Source organism: Halomonas sp., from assembly GCF_034520545.1.
Lineage (GTDB): Bacteria > Pseudomonadota > Gammaproteobacteria > Pseudomonadales > Halomonadaceae > Halomonas.
This window is the reverse complement of sequence record NZ_JAXHNN010000011.1, coordinates 36456-61867: the sequence shown is the minus strand read 5'-3', so window position 1 is coordinate 61867 and position 25412 is coordinate 36456. Positions and strand designations below refer to the sequence as shown.

At 65.1% G+C, this 25412-nt stretch carries 28 protein-coding genes; 15 read left to right on the top strand and 13 right to left on the bottom strand.

What is annotated here, in order from left to right; translation table 11 throughout:
- Positions 1-183: 183 nt before the first annotated feature.
- Positions 184-597 (top strand): PaaI family thioesterase, encoded by a 414-nt coding sequence (locus tag U5L98_RS14615; protein WP_151442151.1) that lies wholly within the window; start codon positions 184-186, stop codon positions 595-597.
- Here the strand turns inward: U5L98_RS14615 and U5L98_RS14610 are convergent.
- On the bottom strand, positions 573-965 hold the full coding sequence (locus U5L98_RS14610) for a DUF423 domain-containing protein (RefSeq protein WP_322559038.1): 393 nt from the start codon (positions 963-965) through the stop codon (positions 573-575). The genes U5L98_RS14615 and U5L98_RS14610 overlap by 25 nt on opposite strands.
- 122 nt (positions 966-1087) lie before the next feature.
- On the opposite strand from U5L98_RS14610, the gene trmB reads away from it, so the two are divergent.
- On the top strand, positions 1088-1828 hold the full coding sequence (trmB, locus tag U5L98_RS14605) for a tRNA (guanosine(46)-N7)-methyltransferase TrmB (protein ID WP_322559037.1): 741 nt from the start codon (positions 1088-1090) through the stop codon (positions 1826-1828).
- Positions 1829-2024: 196 nt separating this feature from the next.
- On the opposite strand, the gene U5L98_RS14600 is transcribed toward trmB, so the two are convergent.
- The gene (locus U5L98_RS14600) at positions 2025-2939 is read right to left on the bottom strand and encodes an AEC family transporter (protein WP_322559036.1); all 915 of its coding nucleotides are present in this window, start codon (positions 2937-2939) and stop codon (positions 2025-2027) included.
- Between the two features lie 110 nt (positions 2940-3049).
- Here U5L98_RS14600 and U5L98_RS14595 point away from each other — a divergent pair, with 110 nt between their 5' ends.
- On the top strand, positions 3050-3559 hold the full coding sequence (locus U5L98_RS14595; protein ID WP_322559035.1) for a hypothetical protein: 510 nt from the start codon (positions 3050-3052) through the stop codon (positions 3557-3559).
- Between the two features lie 2 nt (positions 3560-3561).
- Positions 3562-4158, top strand: a complete 597-nt coding sequence (locus tag U5L98_RS14590; RefSeq protein WP_322559034.1) for an SCO family protein — start codon at positions 3562-3564, stop codon at positions 4156-4158.
- Positions 4159-4183: 25 nt separating this feature from the next.
- On the opposite strand, the gene U5L98_RS14585 is transcribed toward U5L98_RS14590, so the two are convergent.
- The 7 genes from U5L98_RS14585 to U5L98_RS14555 form a co-directional block, all read right to left on the bottom strand.
- Entirely contained in the window at positions 4184-5233 is a 1050-nt protein-coding gene (locus tag U5L98_RS14585; RefSeq protein ID WP_322559033.1) for a prolyl oligopeptidase family serine peptidase, read from the bottom strand.
- A gap of 10 nt (positions 5234-5243) precedes the next feature.
- Positions 5244-5933, bottom strand: coding sequence for an FKBP-type peptidyl-prolyl cis-trans isomerase (locus tag U5L98_RS14580; protein ID WP_322559032.1), 690 nt, complete (start codon positions 5931-5933; stop codon positions 5244-5246).
- A 147-nt stretch (positions 5934-6080) separates the two neighbouring features.
- Complete coding sequence (locus U5L98_RS14575; RefSeq protein ID WP_322559031.1) at positions 6081-6524, bottom strand: universal stress protein; 444 nt, start codon at positions 6522-6524, stop codon at positions 6081-6083.
- A gap of 17 nt (positions 6525-6541) precedes the next feature.
- Positions 6542-7825 (bottom strand): TRAP transporter large permease, encoded by a 1284-nt coding sequence (locus U5L98_RS14570; protein ID WP_322559030.1) that lies wholly within the window; start codon positions 7823-7825, stop codon positions 6542-6544.
- Positions 7826-7855: 30 nt separating this feature from the next.
- Entirely contained in the window at positions 7856-8434 is a 579-nt protein-coding gene (locus U5L98_RS14565) for a TRAP transporter small permease (protein ID WP_322559029.1), read from the bottom strand.
- Between the two features lie 211 nt (positions 8435-8645).
- Positions 8646-9668: a TRAP transporter substrate-binding protein DctP gene (gene dctP, locus U5L98_RS14560; protein WP_322559028.1), complete on the bottom strand. Its 1023-nt coding sequence runs from the start codon at positions 9666-9668 to the stop codon at positions 8646-8648.
- A gap of 102 nt (positions 9669-9770) precedes the next feature.
- Positions 9771-10286 carry a TIGR02444 family protein gene (locus U5L98_RS14555; RefSeq protein ID WP_322559027.1) on the bottom strand — a complete coding sequence of 172 codons (516 nt, stop codon included), beginning with the start codon at positions 10284-10286 and terminating at the stop codon, positions 9771-9773.
- 56 nt (positions 10287-10342) lie between these two features.
- On the opposite strand from U5L98_RS14555, the gene U5L98_RS14550 reads away from it, so the two are divergent.
- A complete protein-coding gene (locus tag U5L98_RS14550; protein ID WP_322559026.1) occupies positions 10343-12286 on the top strand; it encodes an ATP-binding cassette domain-containing protein in 1944 nt (647 codons plus the stop codon).
- On the opposite strand, the gene dtd is transcribed toward U5L98_RS14550, so the two are convergent.
- The 4 genes from dtd to thiD form a co-directional block, all read right to left on the bottom strand.
- A complete protein-coding gene (dtd, locus tag U5L98_RS14545; RefSeq protein ID WP_322559025.1) occupies positions 12283-12720 on the bottom strand; it encodes a D-aminoacyl-tRNA deacylase in 438 nt (145 codons plus the stop codon). The genes U5L98_RS14550 and dtd overlap by 4 nt on opposite strands.
- 43 nt (positions 12721-12763) lie before the next feature.
- Entirely contained in the window at positions 12764-13321 is a 558-nt protein-coding gene (locus tag U5L98_RS14540) for a chalcone isomerase family protein (protein ID WP_322559024.1), read from the bottom strand.
- Positions 13322-13401: 80 nt separating this feature from the next.
- Complete coding sequence (locus U5L98_RS14535; RefSeq protein WP_322559114.1) at positions 13402-14247, bottom strand: universal stress protein; 846 nt, start codon at positions 14245-14247, stop codon at positions 13402-13404.
- Between the two features lie 81 nt (positions 14248-14328).
- The gene (gene thiD / locus U5L98_RS14530) at positions 14329-15141 is read right to left on the bottom strand and encodes a bifunctional hydroxymethylpyrimidine kinase/phosphomethylpyrimidine kinase (RefSeq protein WP_322559023.1); all 813 of its coding nucleotides are present in this window, start codon (positions 15139-15141) and stop codon (positions 14329-14331) included.
- Positions 15142-15390: 249 nt separating this feature from the next.
- On the opposite strand from thiD, the gene ndhC reads away from it, so the two are divergent.
- The 10 genes from ndhC to nuoK all read left to right on the top strand — a co-directional run bounded on the left by ndhC (position 15391) and on the right by nuoK (position 25401).
- The gene (gene ndhC, locus U5L98_RS14525) at positions 15391-15798 is read left to right on the top strand and encodes an NADH-quinone oxidoreductase subunit A (protein WP_322559022.1); all 408 of its coding nucleotides are present in this window, start codon (positions 15391-15393) and stop codon (positions 15796-15798) included.
- Positions 15799-15862: 64 nt separating this feature from the next.
- The gene (locus U5L98_RS14520; protein ID WP_322559021.1) at positions 15863-16543 is read left to right on the top strand and encodes an NADH-quinone oxidoreductase subunit B; all 681 of its coding nucleotides are present in this window, start codon (positions 15863-15865) and stop codon (positions 16541-16543) included.
- 47 nt (positions 16544-16590) lie between these two features.
- A complete protein-coding gene (gene nuoC / locus U5L98_RS14515) occupies positions 16591-18366 on the top strand; it encodes an NADH-quinone oxidoreductase subunit C/D (RefSeq protein ID WP_322559020.1) in 1776 nt (591 codons plus the stop codon).
- Between the two features lie 3 nt (positions 18367-18369).
- Positions 18370-18873 carry an NADH-quinone oxidoreductase subunit NuoE gene (nuoE, locus tag U5L98_RS14510; protein WP_322559019.1) on the top strand — a complete coding sequence of 168 codons (504 nt, stop codon included), beginning with the start codon at positions 18370-18372 and terminating at the stop codon, positions 18871-18873.
- On the top strand, positions 18870-20249 hold the full coding sequence (gene nuoF, locus U5L98_RS14505) for an NADH-quinone oxidoreductase subunit NuoF (protein ID WP_322559018.1): 1380 nt from the start codon (positions 18870-18872) through the stop codon (positions 20247-20249). Before nuoE ends, nuoF begins: the two co-directional genes overlap by 4 nt.
- 3 nt (positions 20250-20252) lie before the next feature.
- On the top strand, positions 20253-22991 hold the full coding sequence (gene nuoG, locus U5L98_RS14500; RefSeq protein WP_322559017.1) for an NADH-quinone oxidoreductase subunit NuoG: 2739 nt from the start codon (positions 20253-20255) through the stop codon (positions 22989-22991).
- Positions 22988-23968, top strand: coding sequence for an NADH-quinone oxidoreductase subunit NuoH (gene nuoH / locus U5L98_RS14495; RefSeq protein WP_322559016.1), 981 nt, complete (start codon positions 22988-22990; stop codon positions 23966-23968). The genes nuoG and nuoH overlap by 4 nt, the downstream gene beginning before the upstream one ends.
- Positions 23969-23999: 31 nt before the next feature.
- The gene (gene nuoI, locus U5L98_RS14490) at positions 24000-24539 is read left to right on the top strand and encodes an NADH-quinone oxidoreductase subunit NuoI (protein ID WP_416208263.1); all 540 of its coding nucleotides are present in this window, start codon (positions 24000-24002) and stop codon (positions 24537-24539) included.
- Between the two features lie 20 nt (positions 24540-24559).
- Complete coding sequence (gene nuoJ / locus U5L98_RS14485; RefSeq protein ID WP_322559015.1) at positions 24560-25096, top strand: NADH-quinone oxidoreductase subunit J; 537 nt, start codon at positions 24560-24562, stop codon at positions 25094-25096.
- Positions 25093-25401 carry an NADH-quinone oxidoreductase subunit NuoK gene (nuoK, locus tag U5L98_RS14480; protein ID WP_322559014.1) on the top strand — a complete coding sequence of 103 codons (309 nt, stop codon included), beginning with the start codon at positions 25093-25095 and terminating at the stop codon, positions 25399-25401. The genes nuoJ and nuoK overlap by 4 nt, the downstream gene beginning before the upstream one ends.
- Positions 25402-25412: the final 11 nt, after the last annotated feature.

Below are 25412 nucleotides of genomic sequence, written 5' to 3'. Positions count from 1 at the left end.
TCGGGCTTCGGGCTTCGGGCTTCGGGCTCAACGCAGCGCAGCGTGGCGGAGACATTGATATCCGTAGCTTGTACTCGTAGCCCATAGCGTATGGCCATTAAGCGCCCCGGCTACCTGCTCGGGGCGCTTTCGGTTATGTTGACGCAAGCGTCACCTTCCCCATGAATCGCAAGGAGCCTGCTGATGACCGTGATGACCGCCGCCGCCATCGAGGACTTTCTCGATGAGGTCTTCCCCCAGCGGATGGGGACCATCGAGGGCGTCGACGAGATGCGCGCGACCATGAGCCTGGCCATCGACGACGAGCATCTGCGGCCCGGCGCCAGCGTGTCCGGGCCTACCCTGATGGGGCTGGCCGATGTCTGCCTCTATGTAGCGATACTGGCCCAGATCGGCCCCGAGCCCATGGCCGTGACCAGCGACCTGCATTGCCGTTTTCTGCGCCGCCCGCGCGGAGACCGCGACATCATCGCCAACGCGCGTATCCTCAAGCTGGGTCGGCGCCTGGCCGTGGGCGAGGTGCAGCTCTTCTCGGCCGGCGACGAGCGGCCGATGGCCCTGGTCACGGCGACCTATGCGCTGCCGGATAACGACTGAGCGCGCAGCACGGCCATGGCCAGCGCCAACCAGCCGCCGATCATCAGCACACCGCCGATGGGCGTGACCATCCCCAGGCCGCTCAGGCCCGTCAGCGCCATGGCGTAGAGTGAGCCCGAAAATAACCCCATGCCCAGCACCCAGAGCCCCATGGCCAGCCGCTGCCCCGCCTGTGGTTGCGATGCCCGCCAGGCCAGCACCGCCAGCAACGCCAGGGTATGCCACGCCTGATAGCGCACCCCGGTCTCGAAGGCCGCCGCCAGCCGTGGGGCCAGCTGTCCCTCCAGCGCATGGGCGCCGAAGGCGCCGGCCATCACCACCAGGGCGCCGGAGAGCGCCGCTCCCAGCCACCATCCCCTGTCCTGCATATCCGTCTCCTCTCTGCCTGTGGAATCGGTCGCTACCGTACCCGGCGAATGCGTTAGCCGCTACAATACGCGCCCCCAGCTTCGTCCAGGCAAGCGTTTCTCCCGACAAGAGCTCCTACGCCATGAGCGACCCGCGACACGACGACAAGACGACCGGCCCCGAGGGGGTGGATGCCCCGCTGCACCGCCGCGGCATCAAGAGCTATGTGCTGCGCGCTGGCCGCATGACCCAGGCCCAGACCCGCGGGCTCGAGGAGGTCTGGCCGCGCCTGGGGCTGACCCTCGCCGATGGCCGCCAGGACCTCGATGCGCTCTTCGGGCGACAGGCGCCCCGGGTGCTGGAGGTTGGCTTCGGCATGGGGGCCTCGCTGATCGAGCAGGCCGAGCGTCACCCCGACACCGACTTCATCGGCATCGAGGTACATGCGCCGGGAGTCGGCAAGCTGCTCGACGAGGCCGACAAGCGTGGCCTGACCAACCTGCGTGTCTACCGCGAGGATGCCTTGGCGGTGCTCGAGCAGTGTCTGCCCGAGGCGAGCCTGGATACCCTGCAGCTGTTCTTTCCCGACCCCTGGCCGAAGAAGAAGCATCACAAGCGCCGTATCGTCCAGCCCGCTTTCGTCGAACTGGTGCGCACCCGCCTCAAGCCCGGTGGCACCCTGCACATGGCCACCGACTGGCAGGCCTATGCCGAGTGGATGGCCGAGGTGATGGAAGCCGCTCCCGGCTTCACCAACACCGCCGGCCTCGAGACGGCACCCTATGTGCCACGCCCCGAGTTTCGCCCGCTCACCAAGTTCGAGGCGCGCGGCGAGAAACTGGGACACGGCGTCTGGGACCTGATCTTCCAGCGGGTCGACTGACCGGGCCAAGCAAAAGAAAGCCGCCTCGAAAGAGGCGGCAAAAAGACCGTGACTAGCAATGAGAGGGAGAAACCAAGGCAGGAAACTGGCGGATTCCTGCTTGGCGTGGCGCCTCATCAACGCCACAACCCAAGCGTAATAATTCTCGTTTGCGCTGTCAACACAAATGCGAACGTTTTCCGTTAATAATCTTTTCTCAACCGGCCAGGCGTAGCCAGAGCGGCAGGGTCACCATGGCTATTAATGTCTGGCCGGTGATCAAAGCCGCCATCAGCTCGGCGTCTCCGCCCAGCTGGCGGGCCAGGATATAGGCCGAGGTGGCGGTGGGCAGGGCGGCGAAGAGCAGGGCCACATCGCGAGTCACGGAATCGAGGCCCAGCAGTTGCGCCAGTACGAGCACCAGGGCCGGCATCAGCCCCAGCTTGATCAGGTTGGCGGCCCAGACCCCGCGATCGATCCTCAGCAGGGCAGCGGGGCGCAGCGCCACGCCCACCGCCACCAGGCCCAGCGGCAGGGCAGCCCGGCCCAGCAGCTCCACGCCTGGCTGGCTCCAGCCGGGCAGCCCGATGCCGCTCACATTGAGGAGAATGCCGGTCAAGCAGGCCAGGATCAGCGGATTGCGTATCAGGGCGGCGAGACTCTGGCCCAGGCTTGCAGCGCCCAGGGTACCGGTAGCGATGAAGCTGGCCACGCAGAGGACATTGACCACCGGCACCATCAGGGCCACCGCGACCGCGGCGACAGTGGCCCCGGTACTGCCGTGCAAGGCGGCAGCACCGGCCACGCCGACATAGGTGTTGAAGCGTAGAGCACCCTGGAAGGCCGAGGTAAAGGCGGGCGCCTCGAGTCGTAGCCGGTGTCTTAGTCCCCACATCAGCAGGCCGAACAGCGCCATGGCACCGAGCAGGGCGACGGCCAGCCGGACCACCGGCACCCGATCGACATCCGCAGTGGCCAGGGTCGAGACCAGCATGGCGGGAAACAGCAGGAAGTAGATCAGCCGTTCCATGCGTGGCCAGAAGTCGCCGCCCGGCTGGCGCCACCAGCCGAGCCCGGCGCCCAGCAGGATGAGCAGGAACAACGGCCCCAGTGCATTGCCCACGCCTTCCATGACACCTCCTTCGCGATGCTTCCCCTGCGACATCCTTGCGCACTTCGCCGCAGGCAAATGCTGATAAGCTTACCTCCATCCTGCCACCGATGGAGGTCCCGATCCTCGCCATGCCACAGTGCATTCTGCCGTCGACCGGCGCTGCCCGCCCTCCGCTGCTGCGCCTGCTGATCATCCTTACCCTGCTGACTCTCGCCGTGGCGTTCTGGTACCTGACCCGCTATAGCCTGCGCGACGAGGCCGGCGTGCAATGGCATCCGCCGACAGAGGATCGCTGCGATCTCCACGCGGCCCCCTGCACGGCGAGCCTGGGGCAGGATATCGCCTTGCGTCTGACGGTCGCATCCAAGGGTCCCATCCGAGCCCTGGAGCGCCTGCCGCTGGAGGTTCGCCTGACCGGCATCCAGGCCGAGTCCGCCCGCGTCGACTTTGTCGGCCGTGACATGGACATGGGGCTGCACCGCTTCCCCCTCGAGGCTGTGGGAGGCGGCGTCTTCCGCGGAGAGGGGCAGGTGGCGATCTGTTCCGATGCAGTCATGCCCTGGCGCGCGAAGGTAGTGGTAGACACGCCGCAAGGACGCCTGGGAAGCTGGTTCGATTTCGAAGTGACGAGGCGATGATCATGAAACGACGAGGCATCTGGCTGGGACTGAGCGCGATACTGGTGGTGATGGCGGTTGGCCTCGGTTTCTACCAGCAGCAGCTGAGTAACCAGGCGAATGGCGAACCCCAGGGAGGGCCGATCGAGCTACCGTCGACCGAGGGCGAATTCTCGCTGAGCCAGCTCGAGGACGATCAGCTGGCAGTCGTCTTCTTCGGGTACACCTGGTGCCCGGATGTCTGCCCGATGAGCCTCGCGGTGGTGCGTCAGGTGATGGGGCGTCTCGATCCCGAACAGCGGCGCCGGGTGGTGCCGCTGATGGTCTCTGTGGATCCCGAGCGGGACACCCTGGCACGACTGGAGGAGTATCTGGGCTTCTTCGGGGAGGAGTTCATCGGCGCCACCGGCAGCCAGGAAGCGCTCGAGGAACTGACCCAACGCTACGGCGTGGTCTGGCGCAGGGTGGAGACACCGGACTCCGCCATGGCCTACACCATCGACCACAGTGCCTCGCTGTTTCTGGTGGACCGCAACGGTGAGATTCGACGCCGGGTGTTGCACTCACCCACCTCGGGGCCGCTGCAGGCCGCCCTGGCGCAGGCGCTGGAAGAAGGATGAGGTGCGCCGGCCATAATCGGCCGGCTCACTTCTCGTCGGGTGACTGCTGCAGACGTTCGATCATGGCCATCAGTGCGCCCGTCTGGGAACCCTGGCGGCTGTCATGCAGAGGGTCGAGTTGCCAGGTACTCTCGGCAAAGCCCCACCAGTCCCAGCAGCCCTGGGGATTGGGCAGGCTGGTTTCCGCCTGAGGGTAGAGCACCACTCGCTGATTGGCAGCGGCCCACTCGTTGAGGCCACTGTGGCGAACGAAGGCCTCGTCGATCTGCTCGACATCCATGGCACAACCATGCAGTGCCACCGTCAGCTTACAGCCACCTGCCTCGCAGCCCGCCGGCACGAACAGGTAACCGGCGTCACCCAGTCCTCGGGCATCGAAGTCCGACTGGTCGAAGCGCACGAGTTCGCCCTGCGGGTCGCTCGGCTCGGGAGGCGCCAGGTCGCCGTGCAGCCAGCCCAGCATCTTTCCGGCAATGTCCAGGTCACAGGCCAGCAGGTGGGTGCCGCCCCCACCGCGGCAATCCGCCAGGGCGTCCACGGGCGTGCCCGCACGCGTTGCCAGTGGCCAGCCGTGGCTGGCCTGCTCGCTCTTCATGAACTTCATCTGGTCATCGGGGGAGGCCAGCCAGTCACGGAACTGCTCGGCCAGTGCGCGGCCCAGTGACGGCGCTACGGTGTTGTCTTCCTCGCCATGCCAGATGAAGACCCGCAGCTTGGCCAGGGCCTCGGGCTCGCCGACCAGCTCACGCCGTTGGTATCCCTGGTAGCGGTCCTGCAGCTCCGCCGAGTCTGGCATGCCACGCTGGGTCGTCATGCACTGGCCCAGAGCCAGGCCCAAGGAGCCGCGTGCACAGGCCCAAGGGCCGGCGGCGGCGACGCCCAGCCCGGCGAATCGCTCGGGCCAGGCAACCGCCAGCTGAGTGGCCATGTATCCCCCCGAGGAGACGCCGAGCACGCTGACCCCATCCCGGTCGACGCCGAGGTGCGGCAGTTGTACCGGTGGTTCCTGGGCGGCGAGTGGGGCCGCCAGCCCCAGGCAGAGGCTGGCGGCGGCCAGGCAGCGAAAGGCGCTCATCGGGTCAGTGTCATTCACCAGCCACGTCGAGCAGCTCGACCTCGAAGATCAGCGTCTCATGGGGGCCGATGGGACCCTGTCCTTGGGCGCCGTAGGCGAGATCGGAAGGAATCACTACCTCCCAGGTATCGCCCACGCTCATCAGTTGCAGGGCTTCCTGCCAGCCCTCGATGACCTGGTCGACCTGGAAGTTGACCGGCTCGCCACGTTCATAAGAGCTGTCGAAGACGGTACCGTCTATCAGGGTGCCCTCGTAATGGACCTCGACAGTGTCGTCGGCGTCCGGAGAGGGGCCGTCACCGGATGCGAGCACGCGATACTGCAGGCCAGAGTCGGTGACCGTCACCCCGTCCTGTTCGGCATTCTCGGTCAGGTAGGCCTCGCCCTCGGCGCGATTGGCTGCGGCCAGCTGTTCAGCTTCGGCTTTGCGAGCGGCCATGGCCTTCTGCTGGAATGTCGTCAGGGCCTCAGCCATCTCCTCATCGCTCATTTCCAGCTCGTCGCCATCTAAGACGTCACGAATGGCCTGGGTGAAGGCATCGATGTCGAGGTCCTCGACATCCTGCTGGATGCTCTGGCCCAGGGTCACGCCGAGACTGTATCCGAGTTTTTCGTCGTCGGTCTCGGGGGCGGCGGCCAATGCTATGGGAGCGGTAGCCAGCAGGGCCGCCAGGGAGGCGGAAGTCAGCAGTGTCTTCATGAAATACCTTTTTGCGTTGGCGCTGAAACGCCTTGGATGTGTGTACGCTAATGCCATCGAAACCCTAGGACACTAACAGGGCCGGGCCAGTTCCGCACCCGCATGGCATGCGGGGGGAACCGGCCCGACGAGGGTTGTTCCTGAGGATCAAACGATCAGGGTCGGACAGCTGGCAGAGCCGGCGACTCGTTGGGAAACGCTGCCCAGCAGCAGGCTCTTGTCACCGTTGGTCCCCTGGGAGCCGATCACGATCAGGTCGCATTCGCGTTTGCGGGCGAACCTCACGATGATGCGCGACGGCCGCCCACCCTTGACGAAGCCACGTACCTTCTCGGCCGGCACCCCGAGCTCCACGGCATGGGACTTGGCGTGCACTGCGATCTCGGTGGCGTAGTCCTTGAGGACGTCATCGGGCAGATCGAGCCGTTCGGGCCGCACCATGGAGAGCGAGGCCTCGAGCAGGCTGTGGTGCTTGAAGACGCACAGGATGTAGAGCTCTGCCCCGGTCAGCAGTTGTAGCCCAGCACCTTTTTCCAGCGCCTTGAGGGCGCCCTTGGAGCCATCTACCGGGACCAGTATCCGATTGAACATGCTCGTTACTCCTTGGATCAGCGGAAGGCCACGTCGCGCAGGAAGAGGGCGATTTGCGGGAACATGATCAGCAGGGCTGCCGCCAAGATCAGGATGCATACGAAGGGTGGTGTCCCCTTTATCACGTCCCAGTAGGGCCGTTTGAAGATGGCGATGGCGGTGAAGATGTCACAGCCGAAGGGTGGCGTCGCCGAGCCGATGGCTACCTGCAGGGTGATCAGGATACCCACCAGCACCGGATCGAGACCGGTGGCCGCCACGGCCGGGGCGAAGATCGGTGTCAGCACCAGGATTACCACGATGGGGTCGACGAACATGCAGGCCACGAAGAAGGCGACGCAGATGGCGATCAGCACGCCCGTGGGACCGGCCTCGTTGATGCCGGCTGCCGCCAGGATTTCCTGAGGGATCTGGGCGAAGGAAATGATCCAGGAGAAGCCGTTGCCTACCGCCACCAGGATGAACACCACGGCGGTGATCAGGCCGGTGGACTTGGCGATGGCGTAGATATCGTTGACCTTCAGCGAGCGAAAGATCAGGAACTCCAGGAAGATGGCGTAGAGCACACAGGCCGCCGCCGCCTCGGTAGGGCTGAATATCCCCCCATAGATGCCGCCAACGATGATCACCGGAAAGCCCAGCGGCCACAACGCCTGGCGGACCGCGGTCAGGCGTTCGCCCCAGTTCGACTTCGGCTCGGTGGGCACCTTGCGCACGGTGGCGTAGATCACGCAGTAGATCGAGAACATCAGCAGGATCAGCAGCCCGGGCCCGATGCCGGCGATGAACAGTTCGGCGATGGAGGTCCCCGAGATGACCCCGTAGATGATCATGCCGATGCTCGGCGGGATCAGGAAGGCGATATCGCTGGAGTTGATGATCAGCGCCAGGGTGAAAGAATCCGAATAGCCGGCCTTGAGCAGCTTGGGGCGCAGGGGTGAGCCGACGGCCACCACCGTGGCCTGGGTGGAGCCCGACACCGCGCCGAACAGGGTGCAGGAGGCGGCCGTGGAGACAGCCAGGCCGCCCTTCACATGGCCGATGAAGGACATCACCATGGCGATCAAGCGTTCGGCCGACTGGCCCCGGGTCATGATGTCGGCGGCGAGAATGAACATGGGCACGGCAATCAGCGAGGCAGGACGTATACCCGCCATCATCTGCTGGATGAGGGTACCCATTTGGCCGAAGCCGTCGAACATTATGAAGAAACCGATGATCGCCGCGGTGATCAGCGGGATCATCATGGGAAAGCCCAGCAATAGCAGGGCGATCATGGTAGTAACCATTATTGTCGTCATCGTGCATTCCCCCGGGCATGCTGCCCTGCGTCAGACTTCCGTTTCCGTGTCCTTGTAGCCGTCGAGCACGCTGGTCGACAGGTAGACGTCTCGTGATGTCAGGTTCTTGATGGCAGTAAGCAGGTACTGGATTCCGGTGATCAGAAAGCCCAGGGGCGCCCAGACATAGATGATCCAGATCGGTAGGCCCGTCGACGGCAACACGCGGCCCTTGGAATACATATCGAGGATATAGATGATCGAGTAGTAGAGCAGGAAGAACATCACCAGCGAGGTGAACAGCGCAATGACGATCATCAACGCCTTGCGACCTCCTGCCGGCAGGGCATCATAGATGGCCGACATGCGGATATGGCGGCCGTGGCGTGCCGCGTAGCCGATACCGGCGAAGGTGATCATGATGATCAGGATGCGGTTGATCTCGCCGGAGATCATGATGCTTTCACCGAAGACGAAACGGCCGATGACATTGGCGATGGTATTGACTGCCATCAGCAGCACGCCAAGCGCCAGAATCACCGCCTCGAGCTTGCTTATCAGGGTATCGATGACCCCGAGTGGGCCGGGCAGGCCCGAGCGATAGTGCTTTTCGGACTCTTCATCGGACATGTCCGCACTCCCTTTTCAGCATGCGATGCGGGAAAATCAGGATTCCCTTATAGCCAGCATACGTGTGGATCAGTGGCAACGGAGCCGTCGATATCAACGCTGGGTGCACGCTGCCATGTCAGCAAAGCTGATGCCTGGAAACGCATCTCCAGAAACAACAGGGGGGCGGCCCGGACAGGCCACCCCCCCTGAAGGTCGAAGTCGGCGGTGATTACTCCGCGTCTTCGGTCACGGCTTCGAGGTCGGCCTTGAACTGGTTGAGCAGTTCCTGGCCGCTCTCACCGGTCATCTCGATGAACTCCTCCTCGACCTGGGGCGCCTTTTCCTTGAAGGCCTGGATCTGCTCCTCGTTCAGGCGCGTCACGGTGCACTCGTCGCAGGCTTCCATGATCTTGTCCAGGGATTCATCGGCCAGGCCCTGGATGTGCTCGATGGTGTGGTCATAGGCGGCATCGGAGGCATCCCTTACCAGCTGCTGGTCTTCCTCGGAGAGGCCCTCGAAGAAGTTCTGGTTGGCCATCATGGCGGTGGTGAACCAGCCATGGCTGGTGAAAGTCAGGTGAGGGGAGACCTCGTAGAGTTTGCCTGATTCGATCCAGAAGATCGGGTTCTCCTGACCGTCGATGATGCCGGTCTGCAAGCCACCATAGACCTCACCCCAGGGCAGCGGCGTTGGCGTCGCGCCGAAGGCGTTGTAGGTCTCCGCGAGCAGCGGGTTGGTCATGGTGCGGATCTTCTTGTTGCTGAAGTCCTCCGGCGAGGTGATCGGTTCGTCGGCGGTGACCACCATCTCGCCTTCCGGGTACATCTTCAGCAACTCTAGATTGTGCTCGGCATAGAGCTTCGGGAACATTTCGTTGATGGCCTTGCTCTCCTCGAAGAACTCGAGCACCTGATCCATGTCGGTGGGCATCAGATAGGGGATGAAGAAGATCTGTGCCTCGGGAATCAGCGAGCCGGTGAAGCCGGGCGACTGATTGACGAACTGCAGGATACCATTCTGGGTCTGCTCCATGATGTCGTCGGACTCGCCGAGCTCACCGAAGCGGTAGATCTGGACGCTATGATCGGAGTTCTCCTCGACATACTCCTTGAAGGCTACGGCGAAGACATCCTGAACGTCGCCCTCGTATTCCTCGTGGGCGTAGCGCCAGTTGTCGGCAAAGGCCGCGGTGGACATGCCGAACATCAGTGCGCCAATACCGGCGCCCGTCAACAGCTTATGTGACTTCATACGTGGTCCCTCTGCAGGTTTGTCCTGTGATGGAAGATGCGTCCATCAGCGGGTTCTAGTGAATATGACATTCACTAAACTGTTTTCAGGCTAGCCTGGCCGTCATGAAGGGTCAAGCTGGCTTTCCAGGCCTTGCAGGGCGCTAAGGTGTGGTTTTTTCTGCACTTGTAGTTGCCTGGAGAGATGATCCTCCAGGCGGGGAGAAGGGCTTGGGAGGGCCCATAGCCGATCGCTCTCGAGCGCCAGCCGTTCCAGGCGCGACAGGGTCTCGCGCTCCGCCTGGAGCTCGGCCTGCTGGAGCGTCCGACGCAATGCGGCAACGGGCTCGTGCAGACGAGCTTCGGGCTTCAGGTCCCGACGCAGCCGGCGCAGGGGAGCCGTGACCTGCTGCTGCCAACGGCGGACATGATCGGGGCACTCCTCGCATGCCAGCCCGTGATGATACAGCCAGCAATGCCAGAGCAGTTCGCAGACGTCCACACCCGCCTCGTCCTGAAGCACCAGACAGGCGGCTTCGACGCCTCTGCGGGCATAGAGTGCCAGAGCAAACTCCCATAGTGGGGTGTCGAGCAGTCTAGCCCGCAGAGCGGACGTCAATTGGGTAGAATCGTGGGTCATGACGCGACTGTCGTCCCGCTGGGCGGCAGCCTCACTGACTGCCGAGTGGAGCCTGCATGATCGCACTGCGCCAAGTTTCCCTGCAACGCGGCACCCAGACCCTGCTCGAGGGGGCCGACCTGACCCTGCACGCCGGCCACAAGGCGGGCATCGTCGGGCCCAACGGGGCGGGCAAGTCGAGCCTGTTCAAGCTGCTGCTCGGAGAGCTATCCCCGGACAAGGGAGAGGTGGAGATGAGCGGTGGCCAGCGCATCGCCCATATGGACCAGGAGGTTGAAGCGCTGGAACGCGCTATCGTCGACTATGTGCTGGATGGCGACCGCGAGCTACGCCACACCGAGGCGGCCCTGACGGCCGCACGCGAGCAGGGTGACCCCCATCGCGAAGCGGAGCTGCATGGCGCCATCGAGTCGCTGGACGGCTACAGCGCCCCGGCTCGGGCGGCCCAGCTGCTGGTGGGTCTGGGTTTCGTCCAGTCCGATCTGGAGCGGCCGCTGGCAGACTTCTCGGGTGGCTGGCGGATGCGCGTCAACCTGGCGCGCACGCTGTTCAAGCCCTCCGACCTGTTGCTGCTGGATGAGCCCACCAACCACCTGGACCTGGATGCCCTGCTGTGGCTCGAGCAGTGGCTCACCCGCTACCCTGGCACCCTGCTACTGATCTCCCACGATCGCGACTTTCTCGATGCGGTGTGTGACCACATCGCGCACTTCGATCGCCAGAGCTTGGTGCTCTATCGCGGCAACTACTCCACCTTCGAGCGCACCCGCGCCGAGAAACTGGCCTTGCAGCAGGCCGAGGCCGCCAAGCAGCATGCGCGCCGTGAGGAGATAGAGCGCTTCGTGGCACGCTTTCGCTACCAGGCCAACAAGGCCCGTGCCGCCCAGAGCCGATTGAAAACCCTCGAGCGCATGGGCGATATCGCCGTGGCCCATGCCGACTCGCCTTTCCACTTCACCATTCCCTGTGCCGACAAGGTCTCCCACCCGCTGCTGGTACTGGACGAGGCGCGCCTGGGCTACCGCGACGCTGCCGGTCAGGAAACGGTGCAGCTCGACGACGTCAAGCTGACCCTGCTGCCCGGCCAGCGCATCGGCCTGCTGGGACCCAACGGTGCCGGCAAGTCGACTCTGATCAAGTCGCTGACCGGCGACCTGCCGCTGCTGTCCGGAAAGCGGGTGGCCGGTGAGCACCTGGCGATCGGCTACTTCGCCCAGCACCAGCTGGAGGGGCTGGACCTGGCCTCTACGCCATTCATGCATGTGCAGCGCCTCTCCCCCACGACCGCCGATCTGGATATCCGCAAGTTCCTGGGTGGCTTCGGCTTCCACGGGGACGACGTCTTCGCCGAGGTGGGGCGCTTCTCGGGTGGTGAGAAGGCGCGCCTGGCCCTGGCGCTGGTCGCCTGGCACAAGCCCAACCTGCTGCTGCTGGACGAGCCCACCAACCACCTGGACCTGGAGATGCGCGAAGCGCTAACCGAAGCGCTGGCGAGCTTCGAGGGGACGGTGATCATCGTCTCCCACGACCGACACCTGCTGCGGGCTACCGTGGACGAGTTCTGGCGAGTGGCCGACCATCGCGTCGCCCCCTTCGATGGCGACCTGGAGGACTACCGGGCCTGGCTCAAGGCGCGTCTCGAGGGCGAGCGCCGCGAGGCCCGGGCCGACAAGGCCGACCGCCAGGCCGTGGCCGAAGCTCCTAGGGAGGATCGCAAGACAACGCGCCGTGCCGCCGCCGAGCTGCGCGAAAAGCTGCGGCCGCTGAAGAAGCAGCGCGACCGCGCCGAGCAGGCTATGGAGAAGGTCCAGAAGGACCTGGCCGCGGTGGAGGAGGCACTGGGTGACGCCGAGCTCTATACTGACCCCGGGCGCAAGGCGGAGCTCACCGAACGTCTCGGTCGCCAGGGTGAACTCAAGTCGCGTCTGGAAGAGCTGGAACAGGACTGGTTGGAGGCCGAGGAAGCGCTGGAGGCCATGGAAGCCGAGCTAAGTAGCTAACTCTCCAGCAGGAAGGTCACCGGGCCGTCGTTGATCAGCGAGACCTGCATGTTGGCAGCGAATTCGCCGCTGGCGACCCGTGGCCAGGCCGCCTCGGCGCGTTCCAGCAGATAGTGGAAGAGACGTTCGCCCTCGGCGGGCGCGGCAGCGCTGGAGAAGCTGGGCCTCAATCCCTTGCGAGTGTCGGCGGCCAGCGTGAACTGGGAGACCAGCAGCAGGCCACCTTCGGCCTGCTGCAGGTTGCGGTTCATCTTGCCCTCGGCGTCGGGGAACACCCGGTAGTGCAGCAGCTTGTGCAGCAAGCGGTCGGCCGCCGCTTCTTCGTCGCCCTTCTCAACCCCCACCAAGGCGAGCAGTCCGGCGCCGATGGCACCCACCTCACGATTGTCCACCTCGACGCTGGCGCGTTTCACGCGCTGGATCAGGGCCTTCATCGGGCGAAGTCTCCTTGGCTGCCGTCACGGAACGCCAAGCCTATCAGCGCCCTAGCAGGTCGTCACGGAAGTCCTTGCCCAACGGGTTCTCGCCCAGCCAGATGCCGAACAGGGCACTAGCAAGATCCGGGTCGCTGCCTTCGTAGAGGGTCTCGCCGTTCAGCGCCAGGGTCAGTCGGTCGCCGTCCCAGCTCAGGGCGTAGCGGTCGCCGGGCGTGACGTCGCGATAGCGCTCATTGAAGGTTTTCAGCGGCGACGCCAGCTTGGCGTAGTGAGCATCATCGAGGGCCTCGCGCACGCTCTTGCGGGTCGCCTCGGCGAACTCCTCGGCCTCGATGGCGTGGAAGTATTCCAGCTCCAGGCGGCGTGGTACCTCGGACAGGGGAGCCGGGCGCGGGAAGCCCTGGGCTTGATAGTAGGCGCCGGCATAGGCATCCCAGATCATGTACTGGAAGAGCCCATAGCCGATCCGCTCGTAGCGGCGCTCATCGGTCTCGAGTGAGGCCGGAAAGCGAGCGCCCTTGATCTCGACCGTTTCGGCCGTCGCTGTCGTGGCGATGGCCGCCAGCAGGAGTGCGCTCAGGGTATGGAGCAGCGACATGGAGAACCTCTCACGACACGGGATATTTCCTTACGGAGAATATCCTTTTGTAAAGGTTCTGTACAGCTATTTGCCGCTTACTACCAGGCGCGACAGAGCATGATGTCGCAGTGGGGCTCGGCGAGCAGGCGCTCGGTGATCTGGCTCTGGCGACCCAGCGGGCCGCGGCTGCCCAAGGCGAGCAGGTCCGGCGGCTGACGGCGCAAGCGGGTCATCAAAACCTCGAGGGGGTCGCCCTGCTCCAGCACCAGCTCGAGCTCCGGGACATCGTCGAGCTCGCTCATCAGCTGCTCGGTCTCGCGCTCGAGCTGGGTACGCAGCCGCTCCACCTCGCGGTCGCGCCAGCGGGCATAGCCGCCGTCCGAGCCCAGTTCCCGTTCGCCGGGGATGTCCCAGGCATGCAGCAGGGTCAGCCGGGCGTCGGGGAATCGCTTGAGGGTCTCGCGCAGGGTATGCCGAGAGGTCAGCGAGAAGTCCACCGGCACCAGGATGTCCTGCCACTCCTGGGTGGCCAGATGGCTGACCGAGAGGACCGGGCAGGGGGCGCTACGCAGCACCCGGGCGAGGGTAGTGCCGGCGACCAGGTCGGGCTGGCCGCGCTTGCGATGGGCACCGAGGATGATCATGTCGGCATCGCGCTCATGGGCCTCACGGATGATTTCGGCATAAGGTGCGCCGGCCATGGTCTGGATCAGGCACTGGGGCTCGGGCAGCGCATAGTCCTCACGGATGTCGATGAGGGTGGCGCGGATGTCCTCCACCACGGCTGCTTCCAGATCATGCAGGACCCGCCGCGGCAGGTAGGGGTCGAGCACATGGATGACATCGAGTCGGGCGCCGCTCTCAACCGCCAGGCGTATGGCTCGAGCGAAGGCGGCCCGGTTCTCGGCGGAGAGGTCACTGGCGAACAGCAGGGTCTGGCTCATGACGGCTACCTCCCGGAGGTTGATCCCCATGGCATTTTCCTCAGCATGAGCGGCAGGTTGAGAGGGCGCAAGCCTGGAGGGTTACCTCCTGGCGTGAAAGTGGTGCACCGGGCCGCGTCCCTGACCCACATCAAGTCGGTGGCTCTCCTCGAGCGCCTGCGAGAGCCAGGTCTTGGCGGTGGCCACGGCGTCGGGCAGGGCATCGCCATGGGCCAGGCGAGCGGTGATCGCCGAGGAGAGAGTGCAGCCCGTGCCGTGCAGGTTGGTGGTATCGATTCGGTGTCCCTCGATCCAGGTTACCGCATTGGAGGTGATCAGCAGGTCGGGGCACTCGCCGCCGCTCAGGTGGCCCCCCTTAAGCAGGGTCGCCCCGGCCCCCAGAGCACGCAGGCCGGGGGCCAACGCTTCCATGCCGGCGCGATTCTCGGGTACCGGGCAGCCCAGCAGTACGGCGGCCTCCGGCAGATTGGGGGTGATCAGGTCGGCCAGGGGCACCAGGCATTCTCTCACTGCCGCGATGCCGACATCGTCGACCAGGATGTCGCCGCTCTTTGCCACCATCACCGGGTCGAGCACGATCCAGCCCGGCCGTTGGGGAGTTAGGGCGTCGCGGATCACTTCGGCCACCTCGCGGCTGGCCACCATGCCGATCTTCACGGCGTCGATGGCGACGTCAGCGAGCAGCGTCTCGAGCTGCGCGGCGATGAACTCCACCGGTACCGGGTGAACCCCGCTGACGCCGCGGGTGTTCTGGGCGGTCAGGGCGGTGATCACGCTAGTCGCATAGGTCCCCAGGGCCGAGAGGGTCTTGAGGTCGGCCTGGATACCGGCGCCGCCACTGGGGTCGGAGCCGGCGATGGTCAGAGTGTTGGGTATGCAGCGGGAGGTGGCCATCGGCGTCACGTCATTGCGGTCGAAGTGGACCACCAGCCTACTGCAAGGAACGGGCGCGCTGCCATGCTGACCCGGTTCCTGGTGGCGCCGGCCAGCGCACTCTGACGATCATCGTTGAGCCTGGGGCTCGGAAAATGGCTCATCACCCTATAGGCTGGTTATCAAAATACGATGCTGGTCTGCGAGCGGGGATCGCGACGCACCGGAGGTAGCTAGCCGGACGGGGAGCTCACGTCGAGGAGAAGTGTCATGGAAGGGGATATCGCGGCCCGGGTGGCCGAGCACTGGGCGATAGGGTTCTTCATCCTGGCGGTGATCCTCTTGTGTACCGTTATGATCGGCCTTTCCTACCTGCTCGGCGGGCGCAGCCGGGGCCGCAGCAAGTCGCTGCCCTTCGAATCCGGCATAGTAGGTACCGGCGGTGCCCGCCAGCGCTTTTCCGTCAAGTTCTACCTGGTCGCGATGCTGTTCGTGATCTTCGATCTCGAAGCCGTGTTCCTGTTCGCCTGGGCGGTGGCCGTCCGTGAGGTGGGCTGGACGGGCTTCGCCGGCGCGGCGGTGTTCATCTTCATCCTGCTGGCCGGGCTGGTCTACGACAGTCGCGTCGGCGCCCTCGACTGGGCGCCGGGGCGCAAGTCGCACGACGACCAAGCCTGACCGCACCAGCGGTCGGATCGCTGCTAGGCACCATCAATCAGCCGAATGTCGTTGGAGGAGTGGCATGCCCTATACCCTGACACGCGCCGAAGACATGCCAGCAGCGGACGCCCGCTATCCATTGAGCAGGACCCGTCGAGTCGAGGATGACCCGATGAAGCAGCAGCTTCAGCGCAACGTCTTTACCGGCAAGCTGGAAGATGTGCTCAATTCGGCGGTCAACTGGGGACGCAAAAACTCCCTGTGGCCCTACAACTTCGGCCTCTCGTGCTGCTATGTGGAGATGACCACCGCCTTCACCGCGCCACACGATATCGCTCGCTTCGGCGCCGAGGTGATCCGTGCCTCGCCGCGCCAGGCCGACTTCATGGTCATTTCCGGCACCTGCTTCATTAAGATGGCGCCGGTGATCCAGCAGCTCTACGATCAGATGCTCGAGCCCAAGTGGGTGATCTCAATGGGCTCCTGCGCTAACTCTGGCGGCATGTATGACATCTATTCGGTGGTCCAGGGCGTCGATAAGTTTCTGCCGGTCGATGTCTACGTGCCGGGCTGCCCGCCTCGCCCGGAGGCCTTTCTGCAGGGGCTGCAGTTACTACAGGATTCGATCCAGCAGGAGCGCCGCCCCCTCTCCTGGGTGGTCGGCGACCAGGGGGTGTACCAGGCTGAGATGCCATCGCAGCGCGAGAAGCACCGTGACCGTCGTATCCAGGCCACCGAATTGCGCAGCCCCGACAGCCTCTGAGGTTCCCCCCTAGCCCTTTCTTCTGCCGCAGGAGCTTGCCGACGTCCATGAGCGTTGATATCTCGACCACCGAGCCTGCCTTCGCCGATGATCCGATCGTCGGCGCCCTCAGGCAGCGTTTCGGTGATCACGCCATCCATCTGCAACCGACCCTGACCGGGATGCCGGTGCTGTGGGTCGCCCGCCAGACCCTCAACGGCATGCTGGGCTTCCTGCGCGACATGCCCGAGCCGTTCGAGATGCTCTTCGATCTGTCGGCGATCGACGAGCGGCTGCGTACCCATCGTCACGGCCAGCCCGAGTCCGATTTCACGGTCTTCTACCATTTGCTGTCGGTGTCGCGGAATCGGGATCTGATGCTCAAGGTGGCCCTGCATGAAGATGATCTGGCGCTTCCCACCGTCGTCGCCCTCTACCCCAATGCCAACTGGTATGAGCGAGAGGTGTGGGACATGTTCGGCATCGACTTCATCGGCCATCCGCACCTCACGCGAATCCTCATGCCGCCGACCTGGCGGGGCCATCCGCTGCGCAAGGATCACGGTGCCCGGGCCACGGAGTTCGACCCTTACACCCTGACCGTCGAAGGCCAGGAGGTCGAGCAGCAGGCGTTGCGGTTCGACCCCGAGGCGTGGGGAATGCAGCGCGAACGGCAGGGGGCCGAGTTCATGTTCCTCAACCTCGGGCCCAACCATCCCTCGGCGCACGGGGCCTTTCGTATCGTGCTGCAGCTTGACGGCGAGGAGATCGTCGACTGCGTGCCGGACATCGGCTATCACCACCGCGGCGCCGAGAAGATGGGCGAGCGCCAGACCTGGCACAGCTATATTCCCTACACCGACCGGGTCGACTACACCGGTGGGGTGATGAACAACCTCCCCTACATCCTGGCGGTGGAGAAGCTCGCGGGCATCGAGGTGACCGAGCGTGCCAGGGTCATCCGCGTGATGCTGGCCGAGATATTCCGCATCTCCAGCCATCTGCTGTTTCTGGGCACCTACCTGCAGGATCTGGGGGCGATGACGCCGGTGTTCTTCACCTTCACCGACCGCCAGAAGGCCTATGAGGTGATCGAGGCGATCACCGGCTTTCGCATGCATCCGGCCTGGTATCGTATCGGCGGCACCGCCCAGGACCTGCCCCGGGGTTGGGAGACCCTGGTCCAGGGCTTCCTCGACTGGATGCCCAGGCGCCTGCGCGAATACGAACGGGCCATGATGGACAATGCCATCGTGCGCGACCGCACTCGGCATGTCGCCGCCTTCACCACCCAGGAGGCGCTCGCATGGGGTGTCACCGGCCCCAACCTGCGCGCCACCGGCTGTGATTTCGACCTGCGCAAGCGACGCCCCTATGGCGGCTACGAGCACTTCGACTTCGAGGTCCCGCTTGGCCGCAACGGCGATGCCTTCGACCGCGGCCAGGTGCGCATCGAGGAGATGCGCCAGAGCCTGCGTATCATTCAGCAGTGCGTCGACCATATGCCGGCAGGCGACTACAAGGCCGACCATCCGTTGACCACGCCGCCGCCCCGGGAGCGCATGCTCCAGCACATCGAGACGCTGATCACCCACTTCCTGCAGGTGTCGTGGGGGCCGGTGCTCGAACCGGGCGAGTCGCTGGCGATGATCGAGGCGACCAAGGGCATCAACGGCTACTACCTCACCAGCGATGGCAATACCATGAGCTACCGTACACGCATCCGCACGCCGAGCTTCCCGCACCTGCAGCAGATTCCTGCGGTGATGCGCGGCGGCTTCGTGCCCGACCTGATCACCCACCTGGGGAGCCTCGATTTCGTGATGGCTGACGTGGACCGCTGACCCATGAACGAGACAGGACAACGGATTGCCAGCGACGGCTTCAGCCTCGACGACGAACAGCGTCGTGCCATCGAGCACGAGCGAGACCATTACGAGCAGCCCCAGGCGGCCTGCATCGAGGCCCTTAAGATCGTCCAGCGCCGTCACGGCTGGGTGCCCGACGCGGCCATCCCCGCCATCGCCCAGGTGCTGGGTGTCCGCCCCGCCGATGTCGAGGGCGTGGCGACCTTCTATAGCCTGATCTTCCGTCAGCCGGTGGGGCGTCACGTGATCCTGGTCTGCGACAGCAGCGTGTGTTTTCTCAACGACTTTGAGGCCCTGCGCGAGGCGCTGTCGGCACGGCTTGGCATCGAGTTCGGCCAGACCACCGAGGACGGCCGCTTCACGCTGCTGCCGGTATGCTGCCTGGGCGCCTGCGACCGCGGTCCGGCATTGATGATCGATGACCAGACCTATGGCCCCGTCGCCCCGGAAGACGTGGCCGACCTCCTGGAGGGCTTCTCATGAGCGTCAGGCGCTATCACAGCCAGCTGCGCCAGAGCGCCGAGGAACGCCGTGCCGAGACGCATCCGCTGACCTGGCGGCTGCGCGAGGACGGCGCCATGGTGGGACTCGAGGACTATGTCGCGAAGGATGGCTATGCCGCCGTGCACGACGTGCTCAACCGCCAGTCGCCCGACGACGTGGTGACGACCATGAAGGAGGCCAACGTGCGCGGGCGTGGTGGTGGCGGTTTCTCGGCCGGCATGAAGTGGAGCCTGACCATGAAGGGACCGGGGATTCCGCGCGGCTATCTGGTGTGCAACGCCGATGAAATGGAACCGGGCACCTTCAAGGACCGCCTGTTGCTCGAACAGCAGCCCCATCTGCTGATCGAGGGCATGATTCTGGGGGCCTACGCCAACCACTCCTACTTCGGTTATATCTTCCTGCGCGGCGAGTATGTCGAGGCGGCGCACGCCATCGCCCGGGCGCTCGAGGAGGCCCGCGCCGCCGGCTGGCTGGGCAGCGACATCGCCGGCAGCGGCTTCGACTTCGACATCGCCCTGCATACCGGTGCCGGACGCTACATCTGCGGCGAGGAGACCGCGCTGATCAACTCGCTGGAGGGCCAGCGCGCCAATCCCCGCGACAAGCCCCCCTTCCCGGGGCAGTCGGGGGCCTGGGGCAAGCCCACCGTGGTCAACAACGTCGAGACGCTGTGCAACGCCCCGGGGGTGATGCTTCATGGGGCCCGCTGGTATCAGGACCTCTCCGGGGAGCTTAGCGACGACGGCGGCACCAAGCTGTACGGCATCTCCGGCAAGGTCGAGCGCGCCGGCCTGTGGGAGTTGCCGATCGGCACTTCGGGACGCGAGTTGCTAGAGCGGGCCGGCGGCATGCGCGACGGCCTTACCCTCAAGGCCTGGCTGCCCGGCGGCGCCAGCACCGGCTTCCTGTTGCCGGAGCATCTCGACGAGCCGCTGGACTTCGACACCATCGGTGAACTGGGCAGCCGCCTGGGCACCGGGCTGCTGACGGTGATCGACGCGGATCAGAGCATGCTCTCCCTGGTGCGTAATCTTGAACAGTTCTTCGCCCGAGAATCCTGCGGCTGGTGTACGCCGTGTCGCGATGGCCTGCCGTGGACGGCCAAGTTGCTCAAGGCGCTCGAGCGAGGTGAGGGCAAACCCGGCGACCTGGAGATGCTCGACAAGCTCGCCGACGACCTGGGGCCGGGCAAGACCTTCTGTGCCCATGCGCCCGGGGCGGCGATGCCGCTGCAATCGGCGCTCAAATACTTCCGCGATGAGTTCGAGCAGGGCGTGGCTCAGCCGCAGAGCGTCGCTCATGCCGATTCGGTGGCGGAAGATGGGGACTTCACCCATCAGCAAGCGAGGTAACCGATGGCGACGATTCATGTGGACGGGCAGCGCTTTGAGGTGGACGGAGCGGACAACCTGCTGAACGCCTGCCTGTCGCTGGGCCTCGACGTGCCCTACTTCTGCTGGCATCCGGCGCTGGGCAGCGTCGGGGCCTGTCGCCAGTGCGCCGTGAAGCAGTACAAGGATGCCGATGACACCCAGGGCATGCTGGTGATGTCGTGCATGACACCGGCCGCCGACGGCACCCGGATCTCGATCGACGACGATGAGGCGCGGGAATTCCGTGCCAGCGTCATCGAGTGGCTGATGATCCACCATCCCCACGACTGCCCGGTGTGCGAGGAGGGCGGCCATTGCCACCTGCAGGACATGACGGTGATGACCGGCCATGACCGGCGGCGCTACCGTTTCAGCAAGCGCACCCACCGCAACCAGGACCTGGGGCCGTTCATCGCCCACGAGATGAACCGCTGCATCACCTGCTATCGCTGCGTGCGCTTCTATCGCGACTATGCCGGTGGCGAGGACCTGGGCGCCTTCGGTGCCAACGACAACATCTATTTCGGTCGTTCACAGGAGGGTGTGCTGGAGAGTCCTTTCTCCGGCAACCTCACCGAGGTCTGTCCCACCGGGGTGTTCACCGACCAGACCCACTCGCAGCGCTATACCCGCAAGTGGGACCTGCAGTTCGCCCCGAGCGTCTGCCACCAGTGTGCGGTGGGCTGCAACATCAGCCCAGGCGAGCGCTATGGCGACATCCGGCGCATCGAGAATCGCTACCACGGCGAGGTCAATCGCTACTTCCTCTGTGATCGCGGCCGGTTCGGCTACGGCTATGTCAATCGCGACGACCGACCGCGCCGGCCTGAGTGGCGGAGTCATCGCGACGAGGACCGCGTGACCCTGGAGGTCGATGCCGCCCTGAACCTGGGTGCCGACCGGCTGCGTCGAGCCCGGCGCGTGATCGGCATCGGCTCGCCGCGGGCGAGTCTCGAAAGCAACCATCGGCTGCGCGCGCTGGTCGGCGACGACAACTTCTCCACCGGCGTCGCCGCCGCCGAGCAGCGCTGCCTGGCCCTGATGCAGTCCCTCAACCACGGCTGCGGGCTGCCCACGCCGACGCTTCGCGATGTCGAGCGCCACGACGCCATCCTCGTACTCGGCGAGGACCTGATCCAGAGCGCGGCGCGCCTCGGCCTGGCGGTGCGCCAGGCCGCTCAGGCGCGCCAAGCGGCGCTGGCCGGCGAGCGCGAGATTCCCTACTGGCACGATGCCGCGGTGCGCACCCTGGGGCAGGACAGCTACCATCCGGTGTTCATCGCCTATCCGACCACCACCGAGCTTGATGACGTGACCGAGGCCCGCTGGGCCCTAGCCCCGGACGACATCGCGCGGCTGGGATTCGCCGTGGCTCACGAGATCGACGCCAAGGCGCCGGCCGTCGCGGGACTCGACGCGGCGACGCGGGAGGCGGCCAGCAACATCGCCTCGCGGCTGATGGCGGCCGAGCGCCCTCTGGTGATCAGCGGCGGGTCGCTTGGCTCGGAGGCGATCCTCGAGGCAGCCGGAAACGTGGCCCGTGCCCTGTCACGCCGCGCCCTTTCGGGAGGGCTGCTGTTGGTGCGTCGTGAGGCCAACAGCACGGGCCTGGCGATGATCGGTGGCGAGCCTCTGGAGTGGGCGCTCGACGAGCTTGTAAGCCAGCGCGCCGATGCCGTGGTGATTCTCGAGAATGATCTCTACCAGCGGCTGCCTGCGGCACGTATCGATGCCGCGATTTCTGCAGCCGAAACCCTGGTGGTGCTCGACCATCAGCGCACCGCCACCTGGGAGCAGGCGCATCTCGGCCTGCCGGCCGCCAGCTTCGCCGAGGCCGATGGCACCCTGGTCAGCCTCGAGGGACGCGCCCAGCGCTTCTACCAGGTCTTCAATCCCGCCTATCTGCGTCCCGAGGCGCGTATCCGCGAGAGTTGGCGCTGGCTGCATGCGTTGCGTGCCGACCTGCTGCGCCAGGATATCGGCGACATCGCCTTCGATGACGTGACCCGTGAATGTGCGCGTCGCTATCCTGCGCTCGGTGCCATCGTCGAGGCCGCACCGGATGCCGATGATCGGGTCAGCGGGCTCAAGCTGGCCCGAGAACCCCACCGCTACAGCGGACGCACCGCCATGCGCGCCCATGTCGACGTCAGCGAGCCGCGCACCCCGAGGGACCTGGATTCGCCCTTTACCTTCTCGATGGAGGGCTATAGCGGCTTCGATCGTCCTCGCGAGGAGGTCGCCTTCGCCTGGGCGCCGGGCTGGAACTCTCCACAGGCCTGGAACAAGTTCACCGACGAGGTCGGCGGCCACCTGCGGGCCGGCGATCCCGGCGTGCGCCTGATCAAACCGCACCCCGGTGATCATGACTATGCGATGGCGATCCCTGAACGATTTTGCGCCCGTGAGGATCAATGGCAGGTCGTGATCCTGCCGCGGCTGTTCGGCGGCGACGAGACCTCGTCGCGGGCCGCCCCGATCCTCGCGCGGGCGGCGCCGGCGGCAGTGAGCCTCGCCTTCGATGATGCCACGTACCTGGGCGTGAGCGATGACGACCGGCTCGAGATTGTCGGCCATAGGGAGTCGCTTATGCTGCCGGTATATCGGGACGCGAGCCAGCCCAATGGGGTGGTCGGCGTACCGGCCGGCCTTGCCCCTGGGTTGGTGGTGGGGGAGTGGGTGCGGCTCATCCCCGCCTCCGACGAGGAGGGGCAGGCATGAACTGGCTGTCCGAGCCTTTCGTTGCCCGCCTGATCGCCATGCTGCAGGCCGGCGTGATCCTGTCGGGGATCGTGCTGCTGGGGGCGGTGCTGACAGTGGTTGAGCGTCGCCTGCTGGGGCTCTGGCAGGACCGCCATGGCCCCAATCGGGTTGGGCCGTTCGGCTCACTGCAGCTGGTCGCCGACATCATCAAGATCCTCTTCAAGGAGGACTGGATCCCGCCGTTCGCCGACCGAGTGCTGTTCGTGTTGGCGCCGGCGATCGCCATGGCCTCGTTGCTGCTGTCGTTCATGATCATTCCCATCACGCCGGACTGGGGCGTGGCGGATCTGCACATCGGCTTGCTGTTCTTCCTCGCCATGGCCGGCATCAATGTCTATGCGGTGCTGTTCGGCGGCTGGTCGAGCGGTAACAAGTATGCCCTGCTCGGTGCCATGCGGGCCTCGGCACAGACCCTCTCCTACGAGGTGTTCATTGGGCTCTCGCTGATGGGCGTGGTGGCGATGGCGGGGACCTTCAACATGCGCGAGATCGTTGACGCCCAGCAAGGCCTGTGGTTCGTGATACCCCAGTTCTTCGGTTTCGTGACCTTCCTCATCGCCGGTATCGCGGTCACCCATCGCCCGCCCTTCGATCAACCCGAAGCCGAGCAGGAGCTGGCCGATGGCTATCACGTCGAGTACTCGAGCATGAAGTTCGGCATGTTCTTCATCGGCGAGTACGTGGGCATGGTGCTGGTCTCGGCGTTGCTCGTCACGCTGTTCTTCGGCGGCTGGCATGGCCCCTGGCTACCGCCGGTCGTCTGGTTTGCGCTCAAGACGGGCGCTTTCCTTATGTTGTTCATGCTGCTGCGCGCCTCGCTGCCCAGGCCACGCTATGACCGGGTGATGCGCTTTGGCTGGATGTTCTGCCTGCCGCTGACCCTGATCAATCTGCTGGTGACCGGGGCGGTGATCCTGCTCGTCGACCCGCTGTGAACGAGCCGCCGTATAAAGAGGAGCGAACCTGATGTTGAAGAAGATGATCGAGGGCAGCGTTTCGCAGCTGAGGACGCTCGGCATGATCTTCATGCACAGCTTTCGCAAGCGGGAAACGCACAACTATCCCGAGGAGCCCCTCGAACTGCCGCCCCGCTATCGGGGGCGCATCGTGCTGACCCGCGACCCTGATGGCGAGGAGCGTTGCGTGGCCTGCAATCTCTGCGCGGTCGCCTGTCCGGTGGCCTGTATCGCGTTGCAGAAGGGCGAGCGCGAAGACGGCCGCTGGTACCCGGAGTTCTTTCGCATCAACTTCTCGCGCTGCATCTACTGCGGGATGTGCGAGGAGGCCTGCCCAACCTCGGCGATCCAGCTCACCCCCGACGTCGAGATGGGCGAGTACCGCCGCCAGGAGCTGGTCTACGAGAAGGAAGACCTGTTGATCAACGGGCCGGGCAAGGATCACGACTACCACTTCTACAAGGTGGCGGGGCTGGCGATCGCCGGCAAGGACAAGGGCCAGGCGCAGGACGAGGCCGAGCCGATCGACGTCAAGACCCTGCTGCCCTGATACGCGTAAAAGGAACCGCCATGGAAATTACCTTTTATCTGAGCGGACTGGTGGCGGTACTGGCCACTCTGGGAGTGGTCACCAATACCCATCCGGTGCATGCGCTGCTTTATCTGATCGTCTCGCTGATCAGTGTGGCGCTGGTGTTCTTCGCGCTGGGTGCGCCCTTCGCCGGGGCGCTCGAGGTGATCGTCTATGCCGGGGCGATCATGGTGCTGTTCGTGTTCGTGGTGATGATGCTGAATCTGGGCCAGGAGGGCATCGCTCAGGAACGTGTCTGGTTGCGACCGGGGGTCTGGCTGGGTCCGGCGATACTCTCGGCCGTGCTGCTGGTGACCCTGGTCGCCACCTTGTGGAGCGGCGAGGTCGGACGGATGATCGACGGCGAGATGCTGACCGCCAAGGCCGTGGGTACGCTGCTGTTCGGCCCCTGGCTGCTGGTCGTCGAGCTCGCCGCCATGCTGTTGCTGGCGGCTCTGGTGACTGCCTCGCATGTCGGGCGTCTGCCAGGAACGACGTCCCGTCGCGAAGCCGGAGCACGCAAGGAGGTGTCATGAGCGGCATTCCCATGGAGCATGGCCTGGTGCTGGCGGCGATCCTGTTCGTCCTGGGCCTCGCCGGGCTGATCTGCCGGCGCAACCTGCTGTTCGTGTTGATGAGCCTGGAGATCATGCTCAATGCCACGGGCCTGGCGTTCATCGTCGCCGGCACCGCCTGGGGGCAACCCGAGGGGCAGGCGATGTTCCTGCTGGTGATCACCCTGGCAGCGGCCGAGGCCAGTATCGCCCTGGCGTTCTTGATCCAGTTCCATCGTCGCTTCAAGTCGCTTGATGTGGACGCCGCGAACCATATGCGCGGCTAAGGGAGCTGTCG

Bases quoted from the DNA above. Each gene is read 5' to 3' on its own strand.
- U5L98_RS14615 (WP_151442151.1), top strand. From the start codon at position 184: ATGACCGTGATGACCGCCGCCGCCATCGAGGACTTTCTCGATGAGGTC.
- U5L98_RS14610 (WP_322559038.1), bottom strand. From the start codon at position 965: ATGCAGGACAGGGGATGGTGGCTGGGAGCGGCGCTCTCCGGCGCCCTG.
- trmB (WP_322559037.1), top strand. From the start codon at position 1,088: ATGAGCGACCCGCGACACGACGACAAGACGACCGGCCCCGAGGGGGTG.
- U5L98_RS14600 (WP_322559036.1), bottom strand. From the start codon at position 2,939: ATGGAAGGCGTGGGCAATGCACTGGGGCCGTTGTTCCTGCTCATCCTG.
- U5L98_RS14595 (WP_322559035.1), top strand. From the start codon at position 3,050: ATGCCACAGTGCATTCTGCCGTCGACCGGCGCTGCCCGCCCTCCGCTG.
- U5L98_RS14590 (WP_322559034.1), top strand. From the start codon at position 3,562: ATGAAACGACGAGGCATCTGGCTGGGACTGAGCGCGATACTGGTGGTG.
- U5L98_RS14585 (WP_322559033.1), bottom strand. From the start codon at position 5,233: ATGAGCGCCTTTCGCTGCCTGGCCGCCGCCAGCCTCTGCCTGGGGCTG.
- U5L98_RS14580 (WP_322559032.1), bottom strand. From the start codon at position 5,933: ATGAAGACACTGCTGACTTCCGCCTCCCTGGCGGCCCTGCTGGCTACC.
- U5L98_RS14575 (WP_322559031.1), bottom strand. From the start codon at position 6,524: ATGTTCAATCGGATACTGGTCCCGGTAGATGGCTCCAAGGGCGCCCTC.
- U5L98_RS14570 (WP_322559030.1), bottom strand. From the start codon at position 7,825: ATGACGACAATAATGGTTACTACCATGATCGCCCTGCTATTGCTGGGC.
- U5L98_RS14565 (WP_322559029.1), bottom strand. From the start codon at position 8,434: ATGTCCGATGAAGAGTCCGAAAAGCACTATCGCTCGGGCCTGCCCGGC.
- dctP (WP_322559028.1), bottom strand. From the start codon at position 9,668: ATGAAGTCACATAAGCTGTTGACGGGCGCCGGTATTGGCGCACTGATG.
- U5L98_RS14555 (WP_322559027.1), bottom strand. From the start codon at position 10,286: ATGACCCACGATTCTACCCAATTGACGTCCGCTCTGCGGGCTAGACTG.
- U5L98_RS14550 (WP_322559026.1), top strand. From the start codon at position 10,343: ATGATCGCACTGCGCCAAGTTTCCCTGCAACGCGGCACCCAGACCCTG.
- dtd (WP_322559025.1), bottom strand. From the start codon at position 12,720: ATGAAGGCCCTGATCCAGCGCGTGAAACGCGCCAGCGTCGAGGTGGAC.
- U5L98_RS14540 (WP_322559024.1), bottom strand. From the start codon at position 13,321: ATGTCGCTGCTCCATACCCTGAGCGCACTCCTGCTGGCGGCCATCGCC.
- U5L98_RS14535 (WP_322559114.1), bottom strand. From the start codon at position 14,247: ATGAGCCAGACCCTGCTGTTCGCCAGTGACCTCTCCGCCGAGAACCGG.
- thiD (WP_322559023.1), bottom strand. From the start codon at position 15,141: ATGGCCACCTCCCGCTGCATACCCAACACTCTGACCATCGCCGGCTCC.
- ndhC (WP_322559022.1), top strand. From the start codon at position 15,391: ATGGAAGGGGATATCGCGGCCCGGGTGGCCGAGCACTGGGCGATAGGG.
- U5L98_RS14520 (WP_322559021.1), top strand. From the start codon at position 15,863: ATGCCCTATACCCTGACACGCGCCGAAGACATGCCAGCAGCGGACGCC.
- nuoC (WP_322559020.1), top strand. From the start codon at position 16,591: ATGAGCGTTGATATCTCGACCACCGAGCCTGCCTTCGCCGATGATCCG.
- nuoE (WP_322559019.1), top strand. From the start codon at position 18,370: ATGAACGAGACAGGACAACGGATTGCCAGCGACGGCTTCAGCCTCGAC.
- nuoF (WP_322559018.1), top strand. From the start codon at position 18,870: ATGAGCGTCAGGCGCTATCACAGCCAGCTGCGCCAGAGCGCCGAGGAA.
- nuoG (WP_322559017.1), top strand. From the start codon at position 20,253: ATGGCGACGATTCATGTGGACGGGCAGCGCTTTGAGGTGGACGGAGCG.
- nuoH (WP_322559016.1), top strand. From the start codon at position 22,988: ATGAACTGGCTGTCCGAGCCTTTCGTTGCCCGCCTGATCGCCATGCTG.
- nuoI (WP_416208263.1), top strand. From the start codon at position 24,000: ATGTTGAAGAAGATGATCGAGGGCAGCGTTTCGCAGCTGAGGACGCTC.
- nuoJ (WP_322559015.1), top strand. From the start codon at position 24,560: ATGGAAATTACCTTTTATCTGAGCGGACTGGTGGCGGTACTGGCCACT.
- nuoK (WP_322559014.1), top strand. From the start codon at position 25,093: ATGAGCGGCATTCCCATGGAGCATGGCCTGGTGCTGGCGGCGATCCTG.